General features: G+C 55.1%; 18 protein-coding genes and 1 riboswitch. Of the genes, 9 read left to right on the forward strand and 9 right to left on the reverse strand.

The annotated features are described in order from the left end of the window. The first annotated feature begins 142 nt into the window (after positions 1-142). A complete protein-coding gene (locus tag HMPREF1207_RS20250) occupies positions 143-673 on the forward strand; it encodes a DinB family protein (RefSeq protein WP_009671369.1) in 531 nt (176 codons plus the stop codon). A gap of 239 nt (positions 674-912) precedes the next feature. Here the strand turns inward: HMPREF1207_RS20250 and HMPREF1207_RS20255 are convergent, their stop codons facing one another. The 6 genes from HMPREF1207_RS20255 to HMPREF1207_RS20280 all read right to left on the reverse strand — a co-directional run bounded on the left by HMPREF1207_RS20255 (position 913) and on the right by HMPREF1207_RS20280 (position 7,018). Continuing rightward, a complete protein-coding gene (locus HMPREF1207_RS20255) occupies positions 913-1,113 on the reverse strand; it encodes a hypothetical protein (protein ID WP_009671363.1) in 201 nt (66 codons plus the stop codon). A gap of 1 nt (position 1,114) precedes the next feature. Next, positions 1,115-2,122 (reverse strand): TIR domain-containing protein, encoded by a 1,008-nt coding sequence (locus HMPREF1207_RS20260; RefSeq protein ID WP_009671376.1) that lies wholly within the window; start codon positions 2,120-2,122, stop codon positions 1,115-1,117. Positions 2,123-2,247: 125 nt separating this feature from the next. Continuing rightward, positions 2,248-2,799, reverse strand: coding sequence for a GNAT family N-acetyltransferase (locus tag HMPREF1207_RS20265; protein WP_009671370.1), 552 nt, complete (start codon positions 2,797-2,799; stop codon positions 2,248-2,250). Between the two features lie 284 nt (positions 2,800-3,083). Beyond that, on the reverse strand, positions 3,084-4,007 hold the full coding sequence (locus tag HMPREF1207_RS20270) for a Gfo/Idh/MocA family protein (protein ID WP_009671379.1): 924 nt from the start codon (positions 4,005-4,007) through the stop codon (positions 3,084-3,086). A 167-nt stretch (positions 4,008-4,174) separates the two neighbouring features. After that, positions 4,175-5,074 carry an oxygen-dependent tRNA uridine(34) hydroxylase TrhO gene (gene trhO / locus HMPREF1207_RS20275; protein WP_009671359.1) on the reverse strand — a complete coding sequence of 300 codons (900 nt, stop codon included), beginning with the start codon at positions 5,072-5,074 and terminating at the stop codon, positions 4,175-4,177. Between the two features lie 315 nt (positions 5,075-5,389). After that, a complete protein-coding gene (locus HMPREF1207_RS20280) occupies positions 5,390-7,018 on the reverse strand; it encodes a catalase (protein WP_009671352.1) in 1,629 nt (542 codons plus the stop codon). A 309-nt stretch (positions 7,019-7,327) separates the two neighbouring features. Between HMPREF1207_RS20280 and HMPREF1207_RS20285 the strand changes: the two genes are divergently transcribed. The 3 genes from HMPREF1207_RS20285 (at position 7,328) to HMPREF1207_RS20295 (ending at position 13,467) form a co-directional block, all read left to right on the forward strand. Further along, complete coding sequence (locus tag HMPREF1207_RS20285) at positions 7,328-9,049, forward strand: ribulokinase (protein WP_009671371.1); 1,722 nt, start codon at positions 7,328-7,330, stop codon at positions 9,047-9,049. Between the two features lie 166 nt (positions 9,050-9,215). Continuing rightward, a riboswitch (cyclic di-GMP riboswitch) is annotated at positions 9,216-9,297 on the forward strand. A gap of 129 nt (positions 9,298-9,426) precedes the next feature. Next, a complete protein-coding gene (locus HMPREF1207_RS20290; protein ID WP_009671374.1) occupies positions 9,427-12,114 on the forward strand; it encodes an EAL domain-containing protein in 2,688 nt (895 codons plus the stop codon). 24 nt (positions 12,115-12,138) lie between these two features. Next, positions 12,139-13,467: an ABC transporter substrate-binding protein gene (locus HMPREF1207_RS20295; RefSeq protein ID WP_009671368.1), complete on the forward strand. Its 1,329-nt coding sequence runs from the start codon at positions 12,139-12,141 to the stop codon at positions 13,465-13,467. An 82-nt stretch (positions 13,468-13,549) separates the two neighbouring features. Here HMPREF1207_RS20295 and HMPREF1207_RS20300 read toward each other — a convergent pair whose 3' ends face one another. Continuing rightward, positions 13,550-17,533 carry a glycosyl hydrolase family 18 protein gene (locus HMPREF1207_RS20300; RefSeq protein WP_009671362.1) on the reverse strand — a complete coding sequence of 1,328 codons (3,984 nt, stop codon included), beginning with the start codon at positions 17,531-17,533 and terminating at the stop codon, positions 13,550-13,552. 520 nt (positions 17,534-18,053) lie between these two features. Then, complete coding sequence (locus HMPREF1207_RS20305) at positions 18,054-19,781, reverse strand: methyl-accepting chemotaxis protein (protein WP_009671355.1); 1,728 nt, start codon at positions 19,779-19,781, stop codon at positions 18,054-18,056. Between the two features lie 275 nt (positions 19,782-20,056). On the opposite strand from HMPREF1207_RS20305, the gene HMPREF1207_RS20310 reads away from it, so the two are divergent. The 5 genes from HMPREF1207_RS20310 to phoU all read left to right on the forward strand — a co-directional run bounded on the left by HMPREF1207_RS20310 (position 20,057) and on the right by phoU (position 24,412). After that, the gene (locus HMPREF1207_RS20310) at positions 20,057-20,953 is read left to right on the forward strand and encodes a phosphate ABC transporter substrate-binding protein (RefSeq protein ID WP_016423941.1); all 897 of its coding nucleotides are present in this window, start codon (positions 20,057-20,059) and stop codon (positions 20,951-20,953) included. A 277-nt stretch (positions 20,954-21,230) separates the two neighbouring features. Then, the gene (gene pstC, locus HMPREF1207_RS20315; protein ID WP_009671360.1) at positions 21,231-22,097 is read left to right on the forward strand and encodes a phosphate ABC transporter permease subunit PstC; all 867 of its coding nucleotides are present in this window, start codon (positions 21,231-21,233) and stop codon (positions 22,095-22,097) included. Beyond that, a complete protein-coding gene (gene pstA / locus HMPREF1207_RS20320; RefSeq protein WP_009671372.1) occupies positions 22,094-22,951 on the forward strand; it encodes a phosphate ABC transporter permease PstA in 858 nt (285 codons plus the stop codon). The genes pstC and pstA overlap by 4 nt, the downstream gene beginning before the upstream one ends. Positions 22,952-22,968: 17 nt before the next feature. Continuing rightward, positions 22,969-23,736, forward strand: a complete 768-nt coding sequence (gene pstB, locus HMPREF1207_RS20325; RefSeq protein WP_036740494.1) for a phosphate ABC transporter ATP-binding protein PstB — start codon at positions 22,969-22,971, stop codon at positions 23,734-23,736. Between the two features lie 16 nt (positions 23,737-23,752). Continuing rightward, on the forward strand, positions 23,753-24,412 hold the full coding sequence (phoU, locus tag HMPREF1207_RS20330; RefSeq protein ID WP_009671365.1) for a phosphate signaling complex protein PhoU: 660 nt from the start codon (positions 23,753-23,755) through the stop codon (positions 24,410-24,412). A 421-nt stretch (positions 24,413-24,833) separates the two neighbouring features. Here phoU and HMPREF1207_RS20335 read toward each other — a convergent pair whose 3' ends face one another. Further along, positions 24,834-25,583, reverse strand: a complete 750-nt coding sequence (locus HMPREF1207_RS20335; RefSeq protein WP_009671364.1) for an HAD family hydrolase — start codon at positions 25,581-25,583, stop codon at positions 24,834-24,836. Positions 25,584-25,744 lie beyond the last annotated feature (161 nt).

A 25,744-nucleotide genomic window follows, 5' to 3' on the forward strand; every position in this document is an offset into this window, starting at 1 on the left:
AGGATGCTTGGCCAGATATCGGCAGCAGCCGGACCGGCCGGGCTCCGGCATTTCGGGGAATCCCTAAATTAAGGATGAAGAAAACAGGGGAACGCGCTATGATGGGGAGAGAAGGACGCTTATACAGAAGGAGGCGGGACGTATGATTTTTTCCGAGCTGGAACCCTTTCTGAACAAAAAAAGACGGGAGCTTCTGGCGGCGCTGGACGCTTTCGGACCGGAAGAACGGCATCTGAGCGAGTACGAAGGCGGCTGGAACCCGGTTCAGATCGTCGAGCACCTGAGCATTGTGGAAGAGCAGGTCATCGCCGAAATCGGAAAGCTGCTGAACGGCGAGGCTGTCCGGCCATCCGAGCCGGAGGATCGGAAGCTGGTGGACATCACGGCGCTGTTCGAGCAAAAAGGGCTGCTCGGCACGCCGAAAAAATCTCCGCCTTCCGCATCTCCTACCGGAAAAGTGGCGTATGAGGACGGGCTGGAACGGCTTGCGGAGGTCCGCGGCAAACTGAAAGCGGTTTTGCCCCTTTTGGCCGCAAGAGAGACGAACCGTCTGGTGTCCCGCCATCCCCTCGGCGTGGAACTGAATGCCTGCCAGTGGCTGCAATTCAGCGCTTTTCACGAGTGGAGTCATATTCACCAGCTGAAACGGATTCGCCTGGCTCATTCGGATTAGCGGAATGAAGGGGGAACGGATGAGGGACGGAAAGCGGGCCTCTACGCTTCCGTTAATCCAAACTCGGATGTATCGTATACCCGTCCCCCCGTCCTGCGTCTCTCCATGCTTTCATACCCTCCATACGGTCCGACAATCTTAGCCGAACATGCGGCTTCACGGATGCCTTGGTGCCGGTATAGCAATAACCCGCCCCTTTCTTGCGAAAGGAAGCGGGTTATTCTTATTCTGTATGGGCGTCAGCCTTGAAGATAGACAGGAGTTTCGTACACGGCTTCTTTCTCCAAAACGAGCTGGAAAGACTGCTCTTTCCCGTCTACGGAAGGACCGATGGAATAAATGGGACCCGAGGAATTCCGTTGGGTCAAGACTTTGCCAGCAGATTTGGCGGAACGACGACGCTTTAATCCGCTGTTCGATCTGTTTCTGACCGGTTTCATCTTATTCCCCTCCCAACAAATCGTTTACCGAACTGATCAGCTGCCCGTTCAGGCCGGCTATCTTATTCAACTGCTCCGAACTCAATGTGTCCTGGCCGATCATATGCACGGTCAGCACATACTTCTTAGCTAAAGGATAACATATCAAATATTCATTTTCAATGGAGGAAGAGTGCAGATTCATCGTGACTCTGTTGTTCAAATGAGCGTCCACCACGAGGATACGCTTGTCTCCGGGGCCCAGATTTTCATTGGCCGTCAAGGGATAAGTCCGGTTCATCGTGCCGATGTTCGAGGTGCCCGCGACCTGCTTGATCCACTCGTCCTGCTCCGCGCTGTGAATCGTGACGCCCTTAACCGTAAACTGGGCCGGACACGTGTAGGAGATCCGGATTCCTTCGCTCAGCGTCTGGAGGGCATTTTCCTCCTCCGGTTTGAAGGGAACCCCCTTTAACAGGGTACGAAAAAGGCGCAGAATGCGTGCGAGCTGGGAGATCGTCGGCTGCTCCGAAAGGCAGCCCAATTCGCGCATCTTTCTTTTGACGGTACTGCAGGCTGCGGCCGTCGCCTGAACCCACTCGTCGGCTTCGGAACGGATTTCGAACGTAAGGGCATTGACCCCGAACAGGTCCGAAGGTGTCCTTAGCCCGCCGACGGCCGTTTCGTTAACGCTTTCAGGAATATGATCCGGCATAAGAAAAAAGACGCGTTCCCTGCCCAGGCGGCTCATAAAAAGCCCCATTTCAAAAATGGTGTTATCCCTGGCCGAGGCATACTGCTTGCCGCGGATTTGAACGACGTCGTCCGTCGATAAGATGAAAAGGGCGAAATCGTTGTTTTGTACCTGTTTATCCAAATCTTCCATGGTATACCGCCCGGGATTGAAGGCGCCGGCAAACCAGGGGTTCACCTGTGCGGCCGGGGAGAGATTCTCCAGCACACCTTCCGCGATAGGAATCGCTTCCCTGGAAGAGCCGATAAACACTTTCGGTTTCCGTTGTTGGTCCATACGTACTCCTTTTTTCCAAAAGTCGCCTGCTTCTTTAAAAATAGCGCAAGGGAGCTCATTTGTCCATGCGGCAGAAGTAGGACGAGGCGGCAGGGAAGCAAAGGGCGGCGATCGACTTCCTTCGACTAGGTGCGCCGATAAGATCTTTGATGAAAATCGGTGATCGACTCAAAAAGAAGCCGGCCGTCGTCCACGAGCTTTCCTTCGGGGCTTAAATTCACATACATCGCCTGATAGCTCTCCGGCACCCAGCTGTATTCGTGGACGTAGTCCGTCAAATGAAACCCGCAGGCTTCCCAGAAACGCCGCCGGCTCCGATGGCCGGGTCCGTCGCCGGCTTCCGCTTCGATCAGCATGCCGCTGAGGCCGCGTTCCCTTCGGGTCCAATCTTTAAGCGCTTCTATAAAAAGCCGGCCGGTGCCTTGTCCGCGGCAATCGTGACGAACGGCGATGTAGTCGATCAGAAGCGCCCGTATCGACGGGAGCTCTCCCGTAATCGCCATAACGGCGGCCGTATTTTCAACGATCCCGAGATGAAGGAAGCAGAGCTTCCTTTGGAACATCTGACGAATGATCCGGATCGGCTTTCTTCCGTGATCCGGAAAAGCCTCATTGTAGAGGGGCTCCGCTTCCCGCCAAAGCTTTTCATCCCACTGCGTGGTCGTGATGATTTTCATCGGTACCTCCGGTCTGGATTAGTTGGTTAACCGCAAATGCGACAAAAAAACAAAAAGAAAGAGGGCAGCCTCACGGAAACGTAAACGGGTCCCCGTACGCGAAACACTTTTATTGAAGTGTCCAGTGTACGGGGACCCGTTTAACGGGAGGCACTCTTTCTTAGTTTAAGCGAGAACGGGTCCCTTTAAACGAAGGGCGGCCGATCCGGACTGCCGGACAAGCGAAGGGCGTTTATTTGAAAGGGCTAGCTTTGCAGATGACCGGCCGGGAGATCGGGCATTCCTTATCCCCAGGCGGATACTCCGTTCTTTTCAAGCTCTTTCACGATCTCCTCGCAGACGCGGTGGGTTTCGAGGGCATCCCGCGTTGACTGCAGAGGCTGTCCGCCTTCTTTTACCGTTTGGATAAAATGATCGATGATGGCATGGAAACCCCGGCGGTGCAGGACGGGGTCCCAATCGTTGAATTTGTAATGCCGCTCGCCGCCGTCCGCCAGCTCTACCGCGGTATTGAGATCTTTCACCGACCATTTGCGGCCGCCGCCGATCGTTTCCACGGTCTCTTCGCTGCTGCCGCTGTCCCGGTTCATGATGCCGATGGCCGTATAGCCGTCACCGCTGAGCTGAAGCATCACATGGTACAGCTTGCCGTCCTTCTGATGGGACGTGACGTTAACATCCCGGACGTCTCCCGGCACAAGATAGCGCAGCGTATCGACGACATGAATGAAATCGTCGAGGATGAACCGGCGCGCAAAGTCGGGGGAGTGGGGGCGGTTTTTCTGCATCAGAATCAGGTTCGGTGATGATTTCTCTTTAACGGAAACGTAGAGAGGAGCGAAACGCCGGTTGAAGCCGACCATCAGAATGAGGCCGTTTTTTTCGGCAAGCTCCGTAAGCTCCAAGGACTCCTCGTATGTATAGGCAATAGGCTTGTCCACATAGACGTGAACGCCGTTTTGCAGAAGCTGCTTCGTTATTTCCGCGTGGGATTCCGTTGAAGAGTGGACGAATGCCGCCCGGATGCCCCGGCTGATCAGATCGCCGACCTCCGTAACGGTTTCGCTTATCCGGTAAGTGGCGGCAAGCTGCTCCAGGGTAGCGGTATTTCGCGTACAGAAGACAAGTTCCACGTCGTTTCTTGCGGTGATCACCGGCAGGTAAGCTTTGCGGGCGATGTCGCCGAGCCCGATAATACCAATGCGCATAAAGTCTCCTCCTCGAATGTTCTTCTTCCATTATAGCGGAACTCCGCGGCTCTTTCCCGCAAAAAGAAAAACCCCGGGCCCCTCCTTGTCGGAAGTAGGCCTGGGGTTTGCTGCGGCGGACGATCACAGCCGCTTTAAGTCAAGCACGCGCCGCCATGTGAAGCTGCTTAACGCGCGGAAAGAACGAGCTCCTCGCATTTGTCCGAGCAGCAGCCGCTGTGCTCCTCTTCGCATTCCGGACAGCAGATGTGCTGGAGATGGCAGAAGTCGTTCGCGCAGTTGATGAACGTGTCGGCAGGCTTGCCGCAGTGATGGCATTTACCCACGACGATATCTTCTTCGGTGTGATTAATCGGCACCGAAATCCGCTCGTCGAAGACGTAGCATTTGCCGTCGAAAAGTCTTCCTTTCACTTCCGGGTCCTGCCCGTAAGTGACGATGCCGCCTTCGAGCTGCGCGACATCCTTGAAGCCTTCCTTGATCAGGAAGCCGGTCAGCTTCTCGCAGCGGATACCGCCCGTACAGTACGTAAGGATCGGCTTATCCTTCAGATCGGCCATGTTTTCCCGGATCCATTCCGGAAATTCGCGGAACGCTTCCACGTCCGGACGGATCGCGTTGCGGAAGTGGCCCAGATCGTACTCATAGTTGCTGCGTCCGTCGAGGACGATCACGTCTTCGTTTTGAAGCTGCTCGTGGAACTCGGCCGGAGACAATCTTTTTCCGCTGATCACGTTAGGGTCCAGCTCTTCGTCGTAACGGAAAGTGACCAGCTCTTGTTTGAAGCGGACGAACATTTTTCTGAATGCATGCTCTTCGGCCGGATCGGTTTTGAATACCATATCGGCAAAAAGAGGGTTGGCATGCATGTCCGACATATACTGCTCCGTCTGCTCGACCGTACCGGATACGGTCCCGTTGATGCCTTCCGCGGCAATCAGAATGCGGCCTTTCAGGCCGAGATTTTTGCAGTATTCCCGGTGTTCGGCCGCGAATTCCTCGGGATTTGCGATCGGAACGAATTTATAGTAAAGCAAAATGCGGTAAGGCTGCTTCGTATCGTTCATGGCTAGTACCACCTGTCTAATCTAAGTTTTAGGAGAAAAGGCTGCGTTCAATCAACAACGGTAGAAAAGGGATCGCCCTTTCCTACCGTTATAGAGGAGTAACTTGAGGATTCATGCATCTATTATAGAAGATATCCCGGACTTAGTAAACATTTAGGCTTCCTAAATAGGGGATGGAAAGTGATAGGATATTTTGCGGCGGCGGATATCAGAAGTTTCTATATAATAGTTGTTAGCAAAAATGCGAAACGCAAAACGCAAAAACGGAAAACAGTTCTCTGTTTTCCGTTTTCGGGGTGCGCCCGTCAGCCGCTTTTAATAGCCGTCCGTTTTGCGGCCGGCTTGTTCCGCTTGCTCGGCGCCTTCCCGGTTTTGAACCGTCCCCATGTGCTCGGAGGAGGCAACTGCCTTGCCCAGCTCTTCCGCTACGCGGCGTCCGTATTCCGCATCCGCCTGGGTGAAATAGTTCACCATCTTGTCGCGGATGACAGGCTTGCAGATCTTGAGGTTGTTGACGAGATTGGAGATCAGCTCGTCTTTCTCCCACGGCTCGAACTTCCGGTACGTGTCGCCCGCCTGTCCGAAATCGTTCGGCCGGTCGATTTTCTCGCGGACGAGCTTGGCGTTATAGGCCGGTTCGTGTTCCCGTCCGCGCGGAGGCGCTTCCTGCAATCCGCCGAGCGAAGAAGGCTCGTAGTTGACGTGAGGATTTTGTCCGGGCGCCCGGTCCACGAAGTAAGTCATCTGGCCGTCTCGTTGGTTCGTCGCGACATGCTTCTTCGGAGCGTTGACGGGCAGCTGCAGGTAGTTGGTCCCGACCCGGTGGCGCTGCGTATCCGAGTAGGAGAAAGTGCGGCCCTGGAGAAGCTTGTCGTCCGAGAAATCCAGGCCGTCCACGAGGACGCCCGTACCGAAGGCCGCCTGCTCGACTTCGGCGAAGTAGTTCTCGGGATTTTTGTTCAGGACCATTTTGCCGACCGGGAGGAACGGGAACTTCTCGTGGTCCCACAGCTTAGTCGGATCAAGCGGATCGAAATCCAGCTCGGGGTGCTCGTCGTCGCTCAGAATTTGAACGCTGAGTTCCCATTCGGGATAGTCGCCGCGTTCGATCGCTTCGTACAGATCCTGGGTAGCGTGGCTGTAGTTTTTACCCTGGATTTCATCCGCTTCGCGCTGGACAAGGTTGCGGATGCCGTTATGGATCGGTTCCCAGTGGTACTTGATCAGCACTCCCTCGCCGTCTGCATTGACCCATTTGTACGTATTGACGCCGGACCCCTGCATTTCCCTGTAATTGGCGGGAATCCCCCAAGGCGAGAACAGGAACGTAACCATATGCGTCGCTTCCGGAGAGTTGGAGAGGAAGTCGAACATTCTCTCCATATTTTGAACACCCGAAACCGGGTCCGGGCGGAAGGCGTGAACCATGTCCGGAAATTTGAGCGGATCGCGGATAAAAAAGATTTTCAGGTTGTTGCCGACGAGGTCCCAGTTCCCGTCTTCCGTATAAAATTTGACGGCAAAGCCGCGCGGGTCCCGAAGCGTTTCGGGCGAATGAACACCGTGCACGACCGTGGAGAACCGGACGAATACCGGCGTTTTTTTACCGGCCTCCTGAAAAAGCTTGGCGCGGGTATACTTCGCGACCGGCTCTTCGCCGACTTTACCGTACGCTTCAAAATAGCCGTGAGCGCCTGCGCCGCGGGCGTGCACAACGCGCTCGGGTATTTTCTCGCGGTCGAAATGGGAAATTTTCTCGAGAAAATGGTAATTTTCCAGGGTGGAAGGACCACGGTTTCCGACGGTGCGGATATTCTGATTATCGGTGATCGGATGCCCCTGCCGGTTGGTCAGCGTCGTTTCCTGCTCGCCTTCGGCGAGTCTTTGGTCGGCAGGGCCGCCGACTCCCGTTACGGCTGTACCGTTGTTGATCTCGTCTTTCATAACCCAATTCCTCCTGCTCTTGTCAGACTGTTTCCATTATTTTCAGAGAAGGCCAAAACTATGCATGAAACGGAAAGTCAGCGGGAGCAAGGAAAGCTTCCGGCGGATTACCGACCGGCATGCCGTAAAGAGAAATTTTCTGGATCAAACGGAAAAATAGCGGTAATCCTTGGTAATCTCTTATATAATAAAAAGAAAGTCCGACCCGCGAGGGGTAGGTCCGTTTTGTACAGATGAAATGTAAGCGATACCAAAACAATAGAGCTTCGGCAGCGGTTTCCGCGTTCACGCAGAGAGGAGCATCAAAAGATGAGCAAAACATACGCCATCGGCATCGATTACGGGACGGAATCCGGACGAGCCGTGCTCGTCGATCTGGCCGACGGGCGCGAAATCGCCGAGCATGTAACGGTTTATCCGCACGGGGTGATGTGCCGCAAGCTGCCGCACTCCGGAGTCCGGCTGGAACCGGACTGGGCTCTCCAGCATCCCGGAGACTACATGGCCGTGCTAACCGCTTCCGTTCCCGGAGTGATCCAAGCTTCCGGCGTGAGTCCGGAGCGAGTGGTCGGGATCGGCGTCGATTTTACGGCCTGCACCATTTTGCCGGTCGACGAAAGCGGCGTTCCCCTGTGCTTTCATCCGGAGCTGAAGGAACGTCCCCACGCCTGGGTCAAGCTGTGGAAGCATCACGCGGCGCAGGACGAAGCCGACCGGATAAACGAGATCGCCGCCCTGCGGGGCGAAGCGTTCCTGCCGCGGTACGGGGGCAAGCTTTCGTCCGAATGGATGCTTGCGAAAGTTTGGCAAATTCTAGGTGAGGCGCCGGACATTTATGAACGGGCCGACCGTTTTCTGGAAGCCGCCGATTGGGTCATTTATCAGATGACCGGGAAAATGACGCGCAGCAGCTGCATGGCCGGATACAAAGCCAACTGGCATAAGCGGGATGGATATCCGGGCCCCGGGTTTTTAAAAGCGCTTGATCCGCGCCTGGAAAATCTGGCGGAAACGAAGCTGCGCGGCGAAGTATTTCCGCTCGGCACCAAAGCCGGAGAGCTTACCGCGGAGATGGCGGAGAAGATGGGCCTTGCGCCGGGAACGGCTGTCGCCGTCGGCATCATCGACGCCCATGCCGGAGTTCCGGCGCTCGGTGCCGTTACGCCGGGGAAGCTGGTCATGGCGATGGGCACCTCCATCTGCCATCTGCTTCTGGGCGCCGAGGAGAGGCCGGTGGAAGGGATGTGCGGCGTCGTGGAAGACGGCATCATCCCCGGCTGTTTCGGCTACGAAGCGGGGCAATCCGCCGGAGGCGACATCTTCGCCTGGTACGTGAACGAGGCGCTGCCCGGCTACGTCAAGGAAGCGGCCGCCGCGGAGAACACGGATGTTCACGGCTGGCTGGAGAACCGGGCGTCCGCGTACAAGCCGGGTGAAACCGGGCTGCTGGCGCTCGACTGGTGGAACGGGAACCGCTCCGTGCTCGTCGACGCGAATCTGTCCGGTCTGATCGTCGGACTCACGCTGGCTACCAAGCCGGAAGAGATTTACCGGGCCCTCCTTGAAGCGACCGCATTCGGCACGCGGAAAATCGTGGATACTTTTCAAAACAGCGGCCTTGAAGTAAACGAACTGTTTGCGTGCGGAGGGCTTCCGCAGAAAAACCGTCTGCTGATGCAGATTTATGCCGATGTGACGAACCGCGAGATCAAAGTTGCCGCGTCCAGGCAAACACCCGCTCTCGGAGCCGCCATGTTCGGAGCGGTTGCGGCCGGAGCCGACAGAGGCGGATACGCTACCATCGTGGAAGCCGCAGCGCGCATGGCCCGGGTCTCCGAAGATACGTATAAGCCGGATGCGGCGAACGCGGCCGTATACGATAAGCTGTACCGGGAATATACGAAGCTCCACGATTATTTCGGGAGGGACGCGGGCGGGACGATGAAAGAGCTCAAAGCGGTCAAGGAGCAAACGCTCCGGGAAAAAGGCACGGAACGTCACCGGGGGCAAAAGCAGGATCTCCTCCCCTAAGAAAAAAATGGTTTTTATCGGTTAAAAGGCTTAATTTTCCTCACCACTCGGCTAGTATTAAGCTTTTTTAAAAAAACTGCGACTTTTGCCCTATTTTATTCTTGTAAAAAAGAGGAGAAGGACCCAGTGCGTCGAAATTATTAACTAACGAATCTTTAGTTGAATAACTCGATAAAGGCAAACTATCGCGAAAGCATAGGACGCAAAGCCACGGGTCTAAAGCGCAGCTAGACAGCCGGGTTACCGAAGTTGGATGAGTGGAAGTGGAGGCTGCTGTTTTGTAAGCGGTCTTTTATTTTTGCCGGTATCCAGTAAGTAAGTTCGGACATGGGGCAGTGCTCACATTCGTACTTTTCGGCAGAAATGGAGGACAGCGTGTGAAAACTATTCAGTCCCTTTTACAAAATAAAGCCCGCCTAATGCTGGGATACCTGCTCTGTATCGCTTTGGCGCTTCTTTTCGAAGCTAGCAGGCTTCATCTTATCTACGGAATCGCCTTCTCGTTTTCCAGCATCTTTCTCCTGTTTGCCGTATCGTTGTTCGGCGTCCGTCTGGGCGTCCTGGCCGGCGTCATTACCCAACTCTTCTCCTTCTTCTTTCTACACCATCCTACATTCGAATGGATCGGCCTTCTTGAAATTGCCGGGGTCGGACTCCTTAACCGGAAAAAACCGGGGCAGCTGCTTGTCTGGGACAGTATTTACTGGCTGCTGATGGGGCTTCCGCTGATGATCGTCATTTACTACGGTTTCTACAAATTTGTATCGGACGAGCTGATTCTGATGCTCCTGATTGCGCTCTCGAACGGGCTGTTCAATGCGCTAATCGCCGATATTTTGCTGAAGTACCTGCCTCTTTTTCACTGGTTCGGCCTCGTCAAAGAGCGGGAAAGAACCTACTCCTACAGCAAGGTCCTGTTCCACCTGTCGATTATGGCCGTGGCGCTTCCGTCGCTCCTTTATATCGTGATGAACAGTTGGTATTCCGAGAAATTGTCCATCCAGAACTCCAGGCAGCTTGCGGTAAACACGGCCAACAGCATCAACCAGGAGCTGAACCAATGGGGAGCCGAGGATATTCTCGGCATCCGGCTCAAGGGGCGGATACAAGTGGGTTATCTGCAGGAACTGGTGAATAAATACACCTCGGAACAGTTGTTCCGGATCGTCATTACGGACAGGTCCAACAAAGTTTTGGCGGCCGACCGTCAGAGCTACACGCTTAACCAGGTTTACGACTGGAGGGGGGGCAATAATATAGTGGGTCTGGACGACAACTTTTACCAGGTCCTGCCCGCCCGGGAGAGTACGGCTCTGCCCGCTCAACAGTGGAGAGAGGGCAGCTACATCTACGACAATGCGGTCGCCAGGATGCCCCTGCACGTGTACATCGACATACCGATCCGCCATTATCAGATCAGTGTGTTCTCGCAGTATTTGTCGCAGCTCTGGTACCTGCTTTTATTCGCGGCAGCGGCAGCCGCCACCGCCTTATATTTAAGCCGCGTTCTGGTCCACGGGCTGTCCAAACTGGCGACCTCCACAACGGACCTGCCGGAAAAATTAAAGCAGATGAAAGAAATCGAGTGGCCGAGCAGCCGTGTTTCGGAGATTACCTCGCTGACCTATAACTTCCGGCAGATGTCGCTGAACCTGCTTAGCATGTTCCATCAAGCGCAGAACATGAACCAACGCTTGCAGGAGCAGACGGACAAGCTTCGTCTCTCGGAGGAAAAGCTTCATCAGCTCGCTTTTTACGATATCCTTACGGGGCTTCCCAACCGCCTGTATTTCACAACCTACCTGCAGAGCATGCTTGCGGAGGCGGCACACATGCCCAAGCAGGTGGCGGTGATGTTCGCCGATTTAAACCGCTTCAAGCAGATTAACGATACGCTGGGTCACGATATCGGCGATCTGCTGCTCAAAGAGATCGGCGAGAGATTTACCCGCAGCGTTACGGAATCGTGCAAGCTGTTCCGGATCGGCGGAGACGAGTTCGTCATCGTCATTGAAGATGCCGACGACGCGAAAGCGACGGCCGTGGCGCACAGCATGTTCGCCGCTATGGAGGAACCGGTCCGGCTGATGGAATCGACCCTGTACAGTTCAGTCAGCATCGGCATCAGCATGTTTCCGCGAGACGGCGACACGATGGAGGCCATCGTCAAAAACGCGGATATGGCGATGTATTTCGCCAAATCCATGGGCTCCAGCAACAGCTATCAATTCTATGAAGAAGAGCTGAAAATCCGTTTTTCCGAAGAAATGATGATCGACAACGGTATTCAGGAAGCGCTTGCGAACAATCAGCTCGTTCTGCATTATCAGCCGAAGGTCGATACGGCTTCCGGCGCAATCAGCGGAATCGAGGCGCTGGTACGCTGGGAGCATCCCGAGCTGGGGCGCATTTCGCCCGATAAATTTATTCCGCTGGCCGAAAGATCGGGGATCATCTACAAAATCGACGAATGGGTATTGAAGGAAGCATGCCGTCAAAATAAAGCGTGGCAGGATGAGGGGCTTCCCAAAGTTCCGGTTGCCGTGAACATTTCGGCCCTGCATTTTTCCCAGACGAATCTGCTGGATATGATTCACAGCGCGCTGGAAGAATCGGGACTGGAAGAATCCTATCTGACTCTGGAAATTACGGAAGGAGTATTTATCGAGAATGTCGAACAGGTCATCGGAATCATAAGCCGGATCCGGGAGCGGGGTATCCATATTTCGATCGACGATTTCGGGACCGGATACTCTTCCCTTAACCAGCTTCAGCGGCTGCCGATTTCACATGTGAAGCTGGACCGCTCTTTTATCCGGGATATCGGCGGGGAGCCCAAAAAAGCCGCCGTGGCCAAGGCGATCATCGAGCTGGCTCACAGCATGAATATGACCGTCGTGGCGGAGGGAGTCGAAACAGCCGAGGAATCGGACTATTTTACCCAGTGCCGGTGCGACGAACTTCAAGGCTACTATTTCAGCAGACCTTTACCGGCCCTGGAATTTTCCAGACTTCTCCAAAGAGGAAACTATGCCGGACTTTTTGCCGGGGGACATACAGATTAGCTATACGATGGGAGGAAACGAGTTGTGGTCAAACTTACTAAAATCTTCGTGCTTCTGCTCCTGCTCACAGTAACCACCGCGGGCTGCTTCCGGTCCGAGCCGCTCATTCCCGCTTCAACCGCTCCCGCCGAAAAGCCGGCTCCCTCCACGGGCCAAGCGGCCGTTCCGAACCATTTGTCGATATGGACCCATTACGGCGGGATTGAGACCATGGCCGCCAAATTCAAAGAAAGCTACCCGGATCTAAGCGTAGATGTAAAGGTCATTCCTTACTCGGAATATGTGGGAGCTTACCTGCAGGCGCTGGCGGACGGGAAACCGCCGGACGTCATGATGGTCGACAGCAGCGATTTCGGCAATTTCTCCGCGATCGAAGGGCTGGAGGATCTGCTCAAGCCTCCTTATCAGGCGGGAAAATACCGGAACGATTTCAGCCCTTCCCTCTGGGATAGCGGCATGTCGGCGGACGGAATCGAGCTGATTGCCCTTCCGCTTTCCACGGCGCCTACCGTTACCTATTACCGGGAGGACATTATGAAGCAGTACGGGTTTCCTTCGGAGCCCGAAGAGCTTGCCAAGTATATGGAAGACCCCGCAAACTGGCTGAATATGGCCAAGAAACTGCGCGAGCATAACATTTATTTGACGCAGTGGGTGAACGAAACGGTCCAGCTCTTCGAGCGTTCGGAAGGCATTTTCGACCGCAAACTGAATTTTATGCGGTATAATGAAGCGTTTCACAAAGCGGTGGACATTGCCAAAAAAGTCAACGATTTCGGCCTGGAGGCCCATCTGGACGTATGGGGCGATTTGGGCCGGAAGGCGGTCCAGGACGGAACGATCGCCATGATGTATTTTGGGACATGGGGAGTCGAACAGATTAAAGAATGGGCGCCCGAGACGGCCGGTAAATGGCGCGAAACGAGACTTCCTTTCGGCTTGTACGGCTGGCAGAACAGCACCAATTTCCTTCTCCCTTCGAACGGTGCCAACAAGGAGATGGGCTGGAAATTCATTGAATTCGCCGTTACCGAATACAGCAAGGAAGGCCTCAGCGGAGCGGTTCCGGCCTATTTACCCGCCCGCGGCAATGCGAAGGAATTGGCGGCCACGAATCCGTTCCTGGGGGGACAGAAAACCTATGCGCTTCATGAGGATTTGATGACCCGGGTGAGAGAATTTCCTGCCACGCCGCTGGACGTCAAAGCCCAGGAGATCTGGGAGAATGAGATCGCAAGCGGCATTGAGAAAAGACTGTCTACCAAACAGATTATCGCGGACGCACGAGATAAAATCGAACAGTCCCTTTCGAAAGAAAAGCAGATTTTACTGGATACCATGAAGAAAAAATAAAAAACAGCAGCCGCCCGTCAAAACGGGGCGAAGCTGCTGTTTTTCCGTTTCGGTCCGATTAGCATGGCTGCCGAATCAGTCCTTATTTTTTAGTCCAGAGAGCCGGCACGTTGGAAGGCTCCCATCCCTGCAGGGAGGTGTGCGGCTGGCGGCAGATATAAGTCGAGCCGTTGTAGGTGACTTCTTCATTAACCTTGTAGCTGACGCCGGCTGCCCATGCGGCAGGACCTCCGGGAGCTGCCGGGTCCGTCGTTGCCTGGATGGAAGCGGCTGCGGATACGTTGCCTGCCGCATCCTTGGCTTTTACGGTGAACGTATAGGCCGTGTTCGCCGTCAGCCCTGTGATGACGGCAGTCGTACCTGTGACGTCCACAGCATTGGTACCGTACGAAACGGTGTAGCCCGTTACGCCGACATTATCCGTTGAAGCGGTCCAGCTGAGGCTGACACTGCTCGAAGATTTTGCCGTTACTTTCAGAGCCGTTGGCGCCGTAGGTGCCGAAGTGTCGCCGGAGCCGCCGCCGTTAGCGGTTGTGACGGCCAGCGGCGTGCTTGCCGCGGATACGTTGCCGGCCGCGTCTTTCGCTTTTACGATAAACGTGTAGGAGGTGTTTGCCGTTAGATTGCTCACGTTATAGGTCGTGCTTGCCGTATCGGCAATTTTGACCGATCCCTGATAGACTTCGTAGCCGGTTACGCCGGTATTATCCGTGGACGCGTTCCACGTAAGCGTGACGCCTGTAGCCGTTACGTTGGAAGAACGGAGATTCCCCGGAACGGAAGGTGCCTGAGTATCTACGGGAGTTCCCGGACCGAAGCTGTCCAGATAGGCGCGGTGGCTGTTCGAGAACTCGAAGTTGTTGAATTTGTCCCAGTTGATGGACCAGGTCATCAGACCTCTCAGTCCCGGTTGAACGGAACCGCGAAGGGTATAGGAGCCGAAAGCTTTGCCTTTCATCAGATAGTCCAGCGCTTTATGCACTTCGGAGACGCTTGTGAAGCCGCCGCCCGCGTTGCCGTTAGCCGGAAGTCCGACCACGACTTGATCCGGACGGAGCGCCGGGAAGAAGGAGTTCGGATTTTTGGCGATCGGGAAGCCCGTAAGCAGCATGTCGGTCATGGCCACGTGGAAATCGGCTACGCCCATCGTGTGGTACTGATCGTCCAGTCCCGTGATAGGACCGGAGTTATAGAGCTGAACCTGCAGCCAGTCCAAAATATCGCGTACGCCGTAAATCACCGGCAAGTAAGCCCCGGCACGCGTATCGCAGCCGCTGCAAGTACCGCCGTAGAAGGAGTAGCCGAGCTGGACGAAAAACGTTTCCGGAGCCATAGTGAGCATGAATTTGTCGCCAAACGAATCATGCAGCTCGCGGATAGCGGAAATCAGGTTCGTAATGACCGGTGTGGTCGGATTTTTGAAATCGGCATCGCCCGGGTTCAGGTACAGGGAATGGCCCTCGAAATCAATATCCAGGCCGTCGAAGCCGTATTTGGAAATGATGGACTTCATGGAGCTTACAAAATTGCTGCGTGCGCCGGCCGTTGTAAGCTGGACCTGGCCGTTAGCGCCGCCGATGGAAATAATGACTTTCTTGCCTTGGCTTTGCAGATAAGCGACATCGGCTTTAAAATCCGCATCTGTGTAGTTGAAAGGTGTGAATCCGATCGTTCCAGTCGTCGATCCGCCTACAGGCTCGGCGAAGGAAACGTTAATGACATCGAACTTGGGGGAGATATCGCGCAGACGAATGAAACCGGAACCGTTGTCGAAGTTGTGCCAGTAGCCGACGAGCACCTTGGTGCTCGGAGCCAGGGCCGAAGATGTGCTTGCAGCGGAGCTGCCCGGAGCGATGGCGGGTAAAGCTGCGCCTGCACCTGCGATCAGATTAGAGGCAAGTGCCGCGCCGCCGGAAGAAACAGAAGCGGGAGAACCCGCTCCCGCTCCGCAATCACTGACATATTTCCAGACGCCGTATTGACCGGAAAGATCCGGGCGTTCACCTTGCGTCCACCATTTCGCTTCATAGATTTTGCCGTTGTAGGAGACGCGTTGTGCCGCCGTATACGATTTGCTTGTGTCCCAAGCCGCCGGGCAAACCGCGCCGCCGGAGCCGCTGTCCGTCGTAGCCGACACGGTCGCCGCTGCGGAAAGGTTGCCCGCCGCGTCCTTCGCTTTTACGTTGAACGTATAAGCGGTGCCGGCCGTAAGGCCGCTGATCGTTGCGGTTGTACCGGTGACGTTGACGCTCGTGCTGCCGTAAGATACGGTGTAGCCGGTTACGCCTACGTTGTCGGTGGAAGCCGTCCAGCCGAGTGTTACGCTGGTCGATGTTTTGGCGGTTACGGCCAGATTAGCCGGAGCCGTCGGTGCCGTCGTATCCGTTCCGCCGCCCGAGTTTGCATCGGTGGTAACGGATACGGCGGAGCTTGCCGCGGATACGTTGCCCGCCGCATCCTTCGCTTTTACCGTGAAGGAGTAAGCCGTGCTTGGCGTGAGACCTGTGATTGTTGCGGTAGTCGCCGAAACGTCAACCGTCTTGGTGCCGTAAGTGACGGTGTAGCCGGTCACGCCGACATTGTCCGTCGAAGCGCTCCACGAAAGCGTAACGCTTGTGGACGTTTTAGCCGTCGATGTCAGGTTGGCCGGTACGGAAGGTGCAATCGTATCGCCGACCGGCGCGGAACCTGACAGGTCGGTTGTGACTTTCTTCAGAAGCGTCTTGTTGCGGTCGCCGCTGAATTCCCAGAGCATGCCGCCGCCAAGACCTTTGGACTTGATGAAGCTTGTTTTATACCCGATGGATTCGGCATCGTCGTAAGAGATGAACGTGCCGTTCGAAGCGTTGTACAGGAACGGAACTTTCGCCGTGTTGTTCCAGTAGCGGGTGTATCCGTTTTTGTTGATATAGTTGGCTTCCAGATCGTAGAAGTCGAAAGAGCCTTTCTCCCACGTTCCGGTAGTCGCCAGACCGGCGCACTGCTGGTATTCGCCGTTAGCCGTGTTCTTGCAGCCGCTCCAGCCGCGTCCGTAGAAAGCGAGGCCGAGAACGATTTTGCTTGCCGGTACGCCGGCGTCGAGGTGCCCTTGTACGCCTTTTTCCACATTGAACGTGTCCGCATTCGGTACGCCTGCGGCAATTGCGGCCGGATCGGTATAGAGTGGAGCGTTGTGAGCGCTGACCGTCTGCCAGCCGCCGTTAAAGTCGTACGTCATGATGTTGATCCAATCGAGATGCTTGGCAATATTGCCGAGCTCGGTGTTGGCCGCGTAAGTCGGACCTGCGCCGGAAGCGATGGTCAAGAAATATTTCTTGTTGTCCGCCGTGCCTGCGGCATCCAGCTTCTCACGGATCTTCTGAAGGAGCAGCGTATAGTTCTGCTTATCTTCCGGGCGAGCGGAGTTGCCTGCAAGGCCTCCTCCAACCGGATACTCCCAGTCGAGGTCGACGCCGTCAAACTGATATTTGCGGATAAAGTCGACCGCGGAGTTTGCGAATACTTCACGTGTCGCAGCGCTTGCCGCTACATCGGAGAAACGGTTGGACCAGGACCAGCCGCCTACGGAGATGATCGTCTTGAGGTTCGGGTTGGCCTGTTTCAGCTTGATCAGCTGTTTCAGGTTGCCGCGGACCGGTTCATCCCAAGTATCGCCGGGAAAGCTTTTCTGCGTGTCGATCCAAGGATCGCCCAGAACGACCGTGCCGTTCGGAACGTTAATGTTGGCGCCCGCAGCATCTTGGCAGGCCCACGTTTGCGGATTCGGACCGGTCGGGTCCGGGTTGCCGTGTTTGCCGTTCCAGCAGATATCGGCGAAAGCGTAGTTAATGTGCGTAACTTTCGAAGCATCGATGTCGGCGACGTTGTAATTGCGGCCGTAAGCCGCCCACGAAGGGTAGTAACCCACGATTTTATAAGATTCAGCCGCCGATGCTTTCTGCGCGCTTAAGCCCAGGAACGGGAATAAAGACACAATGAGGGTTACGATCAACAGGATGCGGAGCGCAACCCGGGCCGGTGAGTGGGAACGCCGGGTTTTGGCTGATTGCCGGGATTTCAGGTTCATTAAGTAATGCCTCCTTTTCGGATAGGGGAAATGGTAACGCTTTCATGAATAAGAGTCCACAGAACTTCAACAGCATCCGGATTGTTCCGCATGGGTTGCGGTTCCTGGCTGCATGCACCTCCTTTATGAGATAACCGTCTGAATGGGAGAAGAAGGGTGTAAGGTTGAACGACCGACCTTGATAGGCTTGGATATAAGCGACAAGCGAACGAGCTTGAAACAGGCGAAAGCACAAGGTTCTTCTTCTCGCGATGAAACCGGTTAACTAATTTCAGTATCAAGGAAAACGGCGGGAAGCAAAAGGGATAACATTAGACGATAAGGGAGAAGTTTCTCTATTTTTCGCCCTTTTCTTACAAGGAACTGACACGAAAGATGAACAAAGGTCAATTAAAATGGAGTGTTTCATGAATGAGAACCAGTTGTCTTGAAAAAATCCGCGGGAGTCGAACAGAAATGTCTCCTCGACATGCAAAAAAGCACCGCCATGACGGGGTGCTCTTGCGATTATTTCCGGCGTTTACGAAGCTTCGCCGATCTTGAACTTGTTGATTTCGCGGTACAGACTTTCCGCGAGTCCGTTCATCTCGTCGGCCTGCACGGCGATGCTCCGGATGGAGGCGTCGTTCTCGGTCGAAGCCGAGGTGACTTCCTGCACGCCCGCGGACGTCTGCTCGGCAATTTCCGCCATGTGGCGGATGGTGCCGACGAGCTGCGCGCTGCTGTGCAGGGAACGCTCGATGCGGCCGTTGACGAATTGAATCTGATTCGTCACGACTTCCATCGCGCGTTCGATCGCTTCGAACGAGCCGAGCGATTCGCGGACGGTCAGCTCCTGGGCGTCCGCATGGCGCCTCGCGTCCGTGACGCGGGCCTGCATCTCGAGCATCCGGCTCTCGACGGATGCGATCGTACCCGCGGCGCGGCGGGCTTCGTCGCTCGACTGCTGCGCGAGCTGACGCACTTCCGCGGCGATGACGGCGAAGCCGCGCCCGCTGGAGCCGGCGGCGGCCGCCTCGATGGCGGCGTTCAGCGCCAGCAGGTGGGTTCTGGACGCGATCTCGGTAATCGCGTCCAGGATGGTGCCGATGCGGCGGGAATCGCCTGCCAGCGTCGCCATCGCTTCCTGCACCTGCCCGAGCACCCGCCGCGTAGCGCCGCTGGCTTCCTCCAGCGAGTGCACGGAGCGGGAACCCTGCACGGTGACCTCCGCCGCTTCCCGGCTCGCCTGGCTCATCACCGCCGCGTACTCGGCGATCTCGCGCGTCTCGCTTTCGAGCCCGGCGACGGAGGTCGACGCGTGCTCGGAATCCGCCGCCTGATCGGAAGCGCCGCGAGCAATGGCGGACATCGCCTGGACGATGTCCGCGTTGGCCGCCGCCGTGTCGGTGGACACCCGGCGGAACGTGACCGACTGCCCGGCCAGCGCCGTCGCGATGCCGCTCGTATGCTCGAGCATGCCGCGGACCTGGGCGGTCATCCGGTCGAAGCTGCGGCTGAGCTCGCCCAGCTCGTCCTGCGTGCGGCTTCCGATTTCATGCCGCAGATCGCCGGACGCCATGCGCGCGACCGCTTCCTGGAGCTTGCGCACCGGAATGAGGAAGGAGCGGATCAGCAGGACGGCGACAACCGCGGAAGCGAGGAGGACGAAGACGGCCGCGGCGACGGTGACGGTCACGGTCTGCGCGATGACTTTCCGGGAGTCCTCGACAGCCGCCTGCGCATCGGCCGAGAAGGCGATATAAAACTTGTCGACCAGCTTAAATATCGTTTCGCGCAAGATCTGCCCTTCGCCGTAATAATGAAGCATGCTCAGCTCCATCTCTTTGGGGCTGACTTTCTTCTCCTGGACGAGCTTGGCGGCTGCGTCGAAATTGTTTATGTAATCCGCGGAAGCGACGATAAGTCCCCCGCGCCACGCTTTTTCCTCTTCGGTCCGGGCGGTTTCCTTGATGGCGTCGAGAAGACTGCTATACACCTTTCTCTTCTGCTCGTATCTCTCTATATAGGAAGGATCTTTGGAAAGCTCCAGGCCGGAAGCGATAATGCTGAGTTCCTGAACCGTTTCTTTCAGCTCCAGCGCAGTCGTTTTCATGGCGACCCGCTCGTTTTGCAGCGCGATCTGCGCGTTGATTTTACTGATTTGATGAACGAGGAAAAAGGCCATGGCTACAAACAGCAGAATCAGAACCCCGAAGCTGGCGATCAATTTGCGTTTCATTGTACTTAGATAGAAGAAATTCCCCATGTTCACCCTCCGATAGGTCTCTTTGTTTGAAAATTACCTTTATATAGGTCTTTAGTCGCTTTAACTATAAGTCTTCAGTATTAGAGAACGTAAAGGATTTTGTAAAACGGGAGTAAAATAGGCTCATTTCGAAGGGAGATGGAACGTTTCCGGACGGTTCGTGAAAGTTTTACATGAAATTTACGTTTGGACGACTTGCAGTTTACATTCGCTTGTTACGATGTCCTAGGAAACACAAAACAAAGAAAGAAACGTCAAAGGAGGACATGTACAACATGTTGAAGTTCATGTCGAAAAAAGGGTTATCCATCTCGCTAGCTGCAGTGCTTACTCTGGGGGTATTGGCTGGCTGCGGAAAGACAGACACAAACGCAAGCGGCCCCGCAACGTCGAACAAGCCTACGGAAACAACGGCGGCTCAAGAAATTTCCGGAACGGTTACGGCTTCGGGTTCCAGCGCTCTTCTCCCGCTCGTGAAAGAAGCGGCGAAGCTGTTCATGGAAAAGAATCCGAAAGTTACGATCAACCCGACGGCCGGCGGTTCCGGCAAAGGTCTTAAGGACGTAGCGGACGGCATTTCGAATATCGGGAACTCCGACGTGGCCGCCGGCGACGAATACAAAGACAAAAACCTGAAAGAACACGTGGTTGCGATCGCTCCGTTCGCACTGATCGTAAATCCTGACGTAGGTATCGAGGGCTTGACGAAACAGCAGGCAGCCGATATTTTCATGGGTAAAATCAAGAACTGGAAAGAAGTAGGCGGCAAAGACGCTCCGATTAACGTCGTTCACCGTCCGGACTCTTCCGGTTCCCGTAAGCTAGTGCAGCAAATCGTCCTTGACGGCAAAGACTTTACTAAAGACGGCGTCGTTCAAGAAAGCACGGGTGCCGTTAAAACAGCCGTAGGCAGCCAATCCGGCTCCGTCGGTTACATTGATACGCCGTACCTGGACAACACCGTTAAAGCTCTGAAATTCGACAACGTCGCTTTTTCCAAAGAAACGATTAAAGACGGCAGCTACAAGCTGTTCGGAACCGAGCGCATGTATACGAAAGGCGAGCCTACCGGCGCGACCAAAGCTTTCCTTGACTACATCATGAGCCCTGATTTCCAAACGAAAAAAGTCGAAGAATTGAAGTTCCTTCCGGCTGACCTTCTGAAAAAATAAAATGATTTACTTCCGTGGGATGTCCTGAAGCTTATCAACTTCGGGGCATCTTTTTTTTTGCCGCAAAATTTACACGGGCTTTACAATTGATTAATTTTGTATTTACAAACAGGGCCTATGATTAAGAAGAATCATTTAGTACTTTGTGCTTACCGACTATGCACGCATTCCGATTGAAGGGGGCTTCCCGTTTGTGAACACTTACGCTCAGCAAACAACGAAGACGAAGGAGCAGAGCCGACAAAACCGCCAAAGCCAGAAAGGACCCACGCGCTGGATGAAACTGCAAAAACGGCAGGACAGCGTGATGAAGCTGCTGTTTGTCGGCAGTGCGGCACTCGTCTCGATTGTCATATTTTCGATTATTTTGTTTGTCGGTGTACAAGGCATGCGCACCTTCTCGGGCGTCAGCCCGATTGAATTCTTCTTTTCGACAGACTGGACGCCAAGCGCGGACAAATACGGAGCGTTTCCGTTCCTGTTCAGTACTTTTCTGTTAACGATGCTCGCCATTGTACTTGCGGTCCCTCTCGCCGTAGCGGGAGCCGTCTTCATGGCGAAGATCGCACCGAAATGGGTGAGAGAGATCATGCGTCCGGCCACGGACCTGTTCGTGGGCATTCCGTCGGTCGTATACGGCCTGATCGGCCTTACGGTTATTGTGCCTTTTATCGGAAAAGTGGTGAACGGGACAGGATACGGTATTTTGCCGGCGGGAATCATCCTCGCGATTATGATTCTGCCGACCATCCTGTCCATCTCGGAGGACGCGATCCGCGCACTGCCTCCGCGGCTGGAAGAAGCGTCGCTGGCGCTCGGAGCCACCCGCTGGCAGACGATTTGGCGCGTGCTGCTTCCCGCGGCCCGGCCGGGAATTTTGACCGGCGTGGTGCTTGGAATCGGAAGGGCTATCGGAGAGACGATGGCGGTATTTATGGTCATCGGGAACTCGCCGCAGATGCCCAAATCGCTGATTGACTCGACCACGGTTCTGACGACGGCAATCGTCAAGGATATGGGGAACACGAACTACGGATCGACCTGGAACAACGCGCTTTATTTGATGGCCTTTGTTCTCTTGATCACTTCTCTGCTGCTGATTCTCATCATCCGTGTCGTATCAAGAAGGAGTGAAGTGAAATGAACAGTAAAACGACTGACCGGATCGCCACGCTGTTCTTCTGGGCAACCGGCATCTTTATCCTGCTGATCCTGGCCTGGTTCCTGATCCGGATTCTCGGTGCGGGACTGCCGCATCTTACATGGGATTTCATCACGGGCAAGCCGGAGGATATCGTGGCCGGCGGCGGCGTCGGACCGCAGCTCTTCAACTCGTTCTATATCTTGTTCCTCTCTCTGCTGTTCTCGCTGCCGATCGGGTTGGGAGCCGGGATTTACCTGGCGGTGTATGCCAAAAAATCACGTTTTACCGAAATTGTCCGCATGTCCGTCGAGACGCTGTCTTCCGTGCCATCCATCGTATTCGGCTTGTTCGGATTTCTCCTCTTCGTGGACTTGATGAATTTTAAAATTTCGATTTTGAGCGGTTCCCTGGCTTTGGCGCTTCTGAATCTGCCGGTTCTTGTCCGGGTCACGGAGGAATCGATCCGTACCGTGCCCGAATCGTACTGGGAAGCGAGTCTTGCGCTCGGTTCGACCAAATGGCAGGCGATCCGCAAAGTGCTGATTCCCTCCGCACTGCCGAGCCTGATCACGGGCATTACGCTCGTAGCCGGGCGCGCACTGGGTGAATCGGCCATCCTGATTTATACGTCGGGGCTTTCCGTTTCCCGGCATTTCCCGGATTTCAATCCGCTGACGATGGGCGAGACGCTCTCCACGCACTTATGGTACATCCAGGCGGAAGCCATCGTGCCGGATGCGAAGAAAATCGCGGAAGGCAGCGCGGCGCTCCTTCTTGTAGTCGTTCTGATCTTCAACCTGCTTATCGGCATTCCTAGCCGAATCATCCAAAAAAGACTTACGGGAGGGAAATAACCTTGACAGCTCCTGCCATGACTATTGCGACCGATACAAAAATAAAAGTAAACGGGCTGGATCTTTTTTACGGAGACAACCAGGCCCTGCACAGCATTGATCTGGACATCGCGCCGAATACCGTGTCCGCCCTGATCGGGCCTTCCGGCTGCGGGAAATCGACCTTTCTGCGCACGCTCAACCGGATGAACGATCTGATCGACAGCGTGAGAATTAACGGGACCATTAAGGTGGACGGCCAAGATATTTATTCGCCGGAGAGTGATATCGTGTCACTGCGCAAACGCGTGGGTATGGTTTTCCAGCGTCCGAATCCGTTCCCGATGAGCATTTACGACAACATTGCTTACGGACCGCGCATCCACGGCCAGAAAAAACGCGCCGTTCTCGACGAAATCGTGGAACGCAGCCTGCGTCAGGCGGCCCTTTGGGACGAAGTGAAGGACCGCCTGAACAAGTCGGCTCTGGGCCTGTCCGGCGGCCAGCAGCAGCGTCTGTGCATCGCCCGCCTGCTGGCGGTCGAGCCGGAAGTGCTGCTGATGGACGAACCGACCTCGGCGCTCGATCCGATTTCCACCTTGAAGGTGGAGGAGCTCACGCAGACGCTGAAGGAGCGTTACACGATCATTATCGTGACGCACAACATGCAGCAGGCCGCGCGTATCTCCGACCGCACGTCTTTCTTCCTCAACGGAATTCTCGTTGAGACCGATCAGACCGACAAGATTTTCACAAATCCGAACGACCAGCGCACCGAAGATTACATCACCGGCCGTTTCGGTTAACTCTAAGGGGGCTTCAATGAATAATCGTCTTAATTTTCAGCATTCGATTGACGATCTGCAGAACGAACTGCTCGATTTAGGCTCCATGGTTGAAAATTCCATTCACCAGGCTGTAGAAGCGCTGACCCGGCTGGATACGGATCTCGCGCGGCGCACGGTCGAGGATGACGACGCGGTGGACGAACTGACGCTTCGCATCGAAGAAATGTGCCTGAAGCTGATCGCGCTGCAGCAGCCTATGGCGGGCGATCTGCGGATTATCGGCACGGCACTCAGCATAGCGACGGATCTCGAGCGGATCGCCGACCATGCCGTGGACATCGCGAAGATTACGATCCGCCTGTCCGGAGAGACGCTGGCCAAGGAATTGATCGACATTCCCCAAATGGCCGAAATCTCCAAAGAGATGCTCCGCGAGAGTCTGGTCGCTTATATGAACCGCAACGTTCATATGGCCGCTTCGCTGGCGGAGAAGGACGATCAGGTGGATAAAATATTCAGCCGCATCATGACCGACGTGATCGGGATGATGAATGCGGATTTCACCCGCAACCGTCAGCTGACGCACCTGATCATGGTAGCCCATTACCTGGAGCGGGTGGCCGACCATGTGACGAACATCGGCGAGAGCGTAATTTACATGGTCACGGGCAAACGAAAAGACTTGAACGTGTAGAACGGCTTCAATGCCGCCTGATACCGGGCCGTACGTATCGGAGAACCCGGCTTGGTAGGTAAGCATGACAAGGATATAAGAATGCAAGGATGTAAACCTGTAAGGATGGCGACGGTGCATTGAAAATTGCCGTATTCAGCCTGGCGCTACAAAGAAGCGTGACCGGAAAACAGCTTGTCGGGAACTTCCCGGCAGGCTGTTTCTTTGTGATAGGAATACAGACGAACAGGCGAAGCAACACAAGATCAAAAGCAGAAGCAAGCTCCTTAACCCGCAAGATCTTCCCTTGTCCGGACGCGTACGCAAACGTCATCCGCGCTTGCAAGGCCAATTAAGAAACCGCCCCTCGGGGCGGCTGTGCGCATGATTTTTATGAAATTTTTCCTGCCGATAGTCGAGGGCCGGGCATAATAAGCCTCGGCTAAAGCACATGCACCAGCTGCTTGACGGACCGCACGATAACGACTTTCTGGCGGCCGACTTTCCGCTGGGAAATTTTTTTCACATGGGGCGGGTAAATCCAGACGGCATCCAGACCGCAGCGGGTGGAGCCGATGATGTCGTTTTTCCACGAGTTGCCGACCATGACGCCTTGGCCCGGAGCTATGCCGGTTTCTTTCAGGGCGGTCCGGTACAAACCCGGATGCGGCTTGCGCGGCCCGTCTTTCGTGGAGCTGAAGAGCAGTTCCTCGGGGAAAAAGGAGGACAGCCGGAGCCGCCCGATGTCCCTCTCCAGCCTTTTGCGGCTGCCGTTGCTGATGACCGCCAGCTTGTAGCGCTCGCCCAGAGACGCCAGCGTTTCTTCGACGCCGGGAAAAAGCCGGACGTAGTTTCCTTCCGTTTCTTCAATTTGTTCGAAAAAGCCTTTGGCAAACGTTTCGTTCACCGATATGGGAAAAGCGTCCAGCGCCTTTTCCAGGCAGGCTATCCGCATTTCTTCGCTGGGACGGTGGCCCCGGGGGCGCAGCTTCCGCAGTTTTTGCCACTCCTGCTTATAAATCTGAAGCGCATCTTCGGGGGAAGCCGCCCCGTCTTCCTGTTCCCATCTTCCGGTGTAGTCTCCCAGTACCTCCGTGAATGCCGAATCGAAGCACTGTCTGCGGTCGACCAATGTATTGTTCATATCGAAAAAAACCAATTTCTTGGGAGCCGGAAAAAAAAAGGGACTCATCTCGGTCCTCCTTCCCTCGCCGGACGAAATCCAGCTGAAAACACCGGACGCGCCGGCTTTGCATCGTACTATCAGTCTATGTGCGGAAAGCGGAGAACATCACCGCAAGCCCGGGAGGATAGGCTCAAAAATTACCGGGCTGAAACTTTTTCATATTCGTC

This window comes from Paenibacillus sp. HGH0039 (assembly GCF_000411255.1).
GTDB lineage: Bacteria > Bacillota > Bacilli > Paenibacillales > NBRC-103111 > Paenibacillus_F.

What these genes read in the sequence shown, in the direction of transcription:
- HMPREF1207_RS20250 (WP_009671369.1), top strand. Translation starts at nt 143, where the DNA reads ATGATTTTTTCCGAGCTGGAACCCTTTCTGAACAAAAAAAGACGGGAG.
- HMPREF1207_RS20255 (WP_009671363.1), bottom strand. Translation starts at nt 1,113, where the DNA reads ATGAAACCGGTCAGAAACAGATCGAACAGCGGATTAAAGCGTCGTCGT.
- HMPREF1207_RS20260 (WP_009671376.1), bottom strand. Translation starts at nt 2,122, where the DNA reads ATGGACCAACAACGGAAACCGAAAGTGTTTATCGGCTCTTCCAGGGAA.
- HMPREF1207_RS20265 (WP_009671370.1), bottom strand. Translation starts at nt 2,799, where the DNA reads ATGAAAATCATCACGACCACGCAGTGGGATGAAAAGCTTTGGCGGGAA.
- HMPREF1207_RS20270 (WP_009671379.1), bottom strand. Translation starts at nt 4,007, where the DNA reads ATGCGCATTGGTATTATCGGGCTCGGCGACATCGCCCGCAAAGCTTAC.
- trhO (WP_009671359.1), bottom strand. Translation starts at nt 5,074, where the DNA reads ATGAACGATACGAAGCAGCCTTACCGCATTTTGCTTTACTATAAATTC.
- HMPREF1207_RS20280 (WP_009671352.1), bottom strand. Translation starts at nt 7,018, where the DNA reads ATGAAAGACGAGATCAACAACGGTACAGCCGTAACGGGAGTCGGCGGC.
- HMPREF1207_RS20285 (WP_009671371.1), top strand. Translation starts at nt 7,328, where the DNA reads ATGAGCAAAACATACGCCATCGGCATCGATTACGGGACGGAATCCGGA.
- HMPREF1207_RS20300 (WP_009671362.1), bottom strand. Translation starts at nt 17,533, where the DNA reads ATGAACCTGAAATCCCGGCAATCAGCCAAAACCCGGCGTTCCCACTCA.
- HMPREF1207_RS20305 (WP_009671355.1), bottom strand. Translation starts at nt 19,781, where the DNA reads ATGGGGAATTTCTTCTATCTAAGTACAATGAAACGCAAATTGATCGCC.
- HMPREF1207_RS20310 (WP_016423941.1), top strand. Translation starts at nt 20,057, where the DNA reads ATGTTGAAGTTCATGTCGAAAAAAGGGTTATCCATCTCGCTAGCTGCA.
- pstC (WP_009671360.1), top strand. Translation starts at nt 21,231, where the DNA reads ATGAAACTGCAAAAACGGCAGGACAGCGTGATGAAGCTGCTGTTTGTC.
- pstA (WP_009671372.1), top strand. Translation starts at nt 22,094, where the DNA reads ATGAACAGTAAAACGACTGACCGGATCGCCACGCTGTTCTTCTGGGCA.
- pstB (WP_036740494.1), top strand. Translation starts at nt 22,969, where the DNA reads ATGACTATTGCGACCGATACAAAAATAAAAGTAAACGGGCTGGATCTT.
- phoU (WP_009671365.1), top strand. Translation starts at nt 23,753, where the DNA reads ATGAATAATCGTCTTAATTTTCAGCATTCGATTGACGATCTGCAGAAC.
- HMPREF1207_RS20335 (WP_009671364.1), bottom strand. Translation starts at nt 25,583, where the DNA reads ATGAGTCCCTTTTTTTTTCCGGCTCCCAAGAAATTGGTTTTTTTCGAT.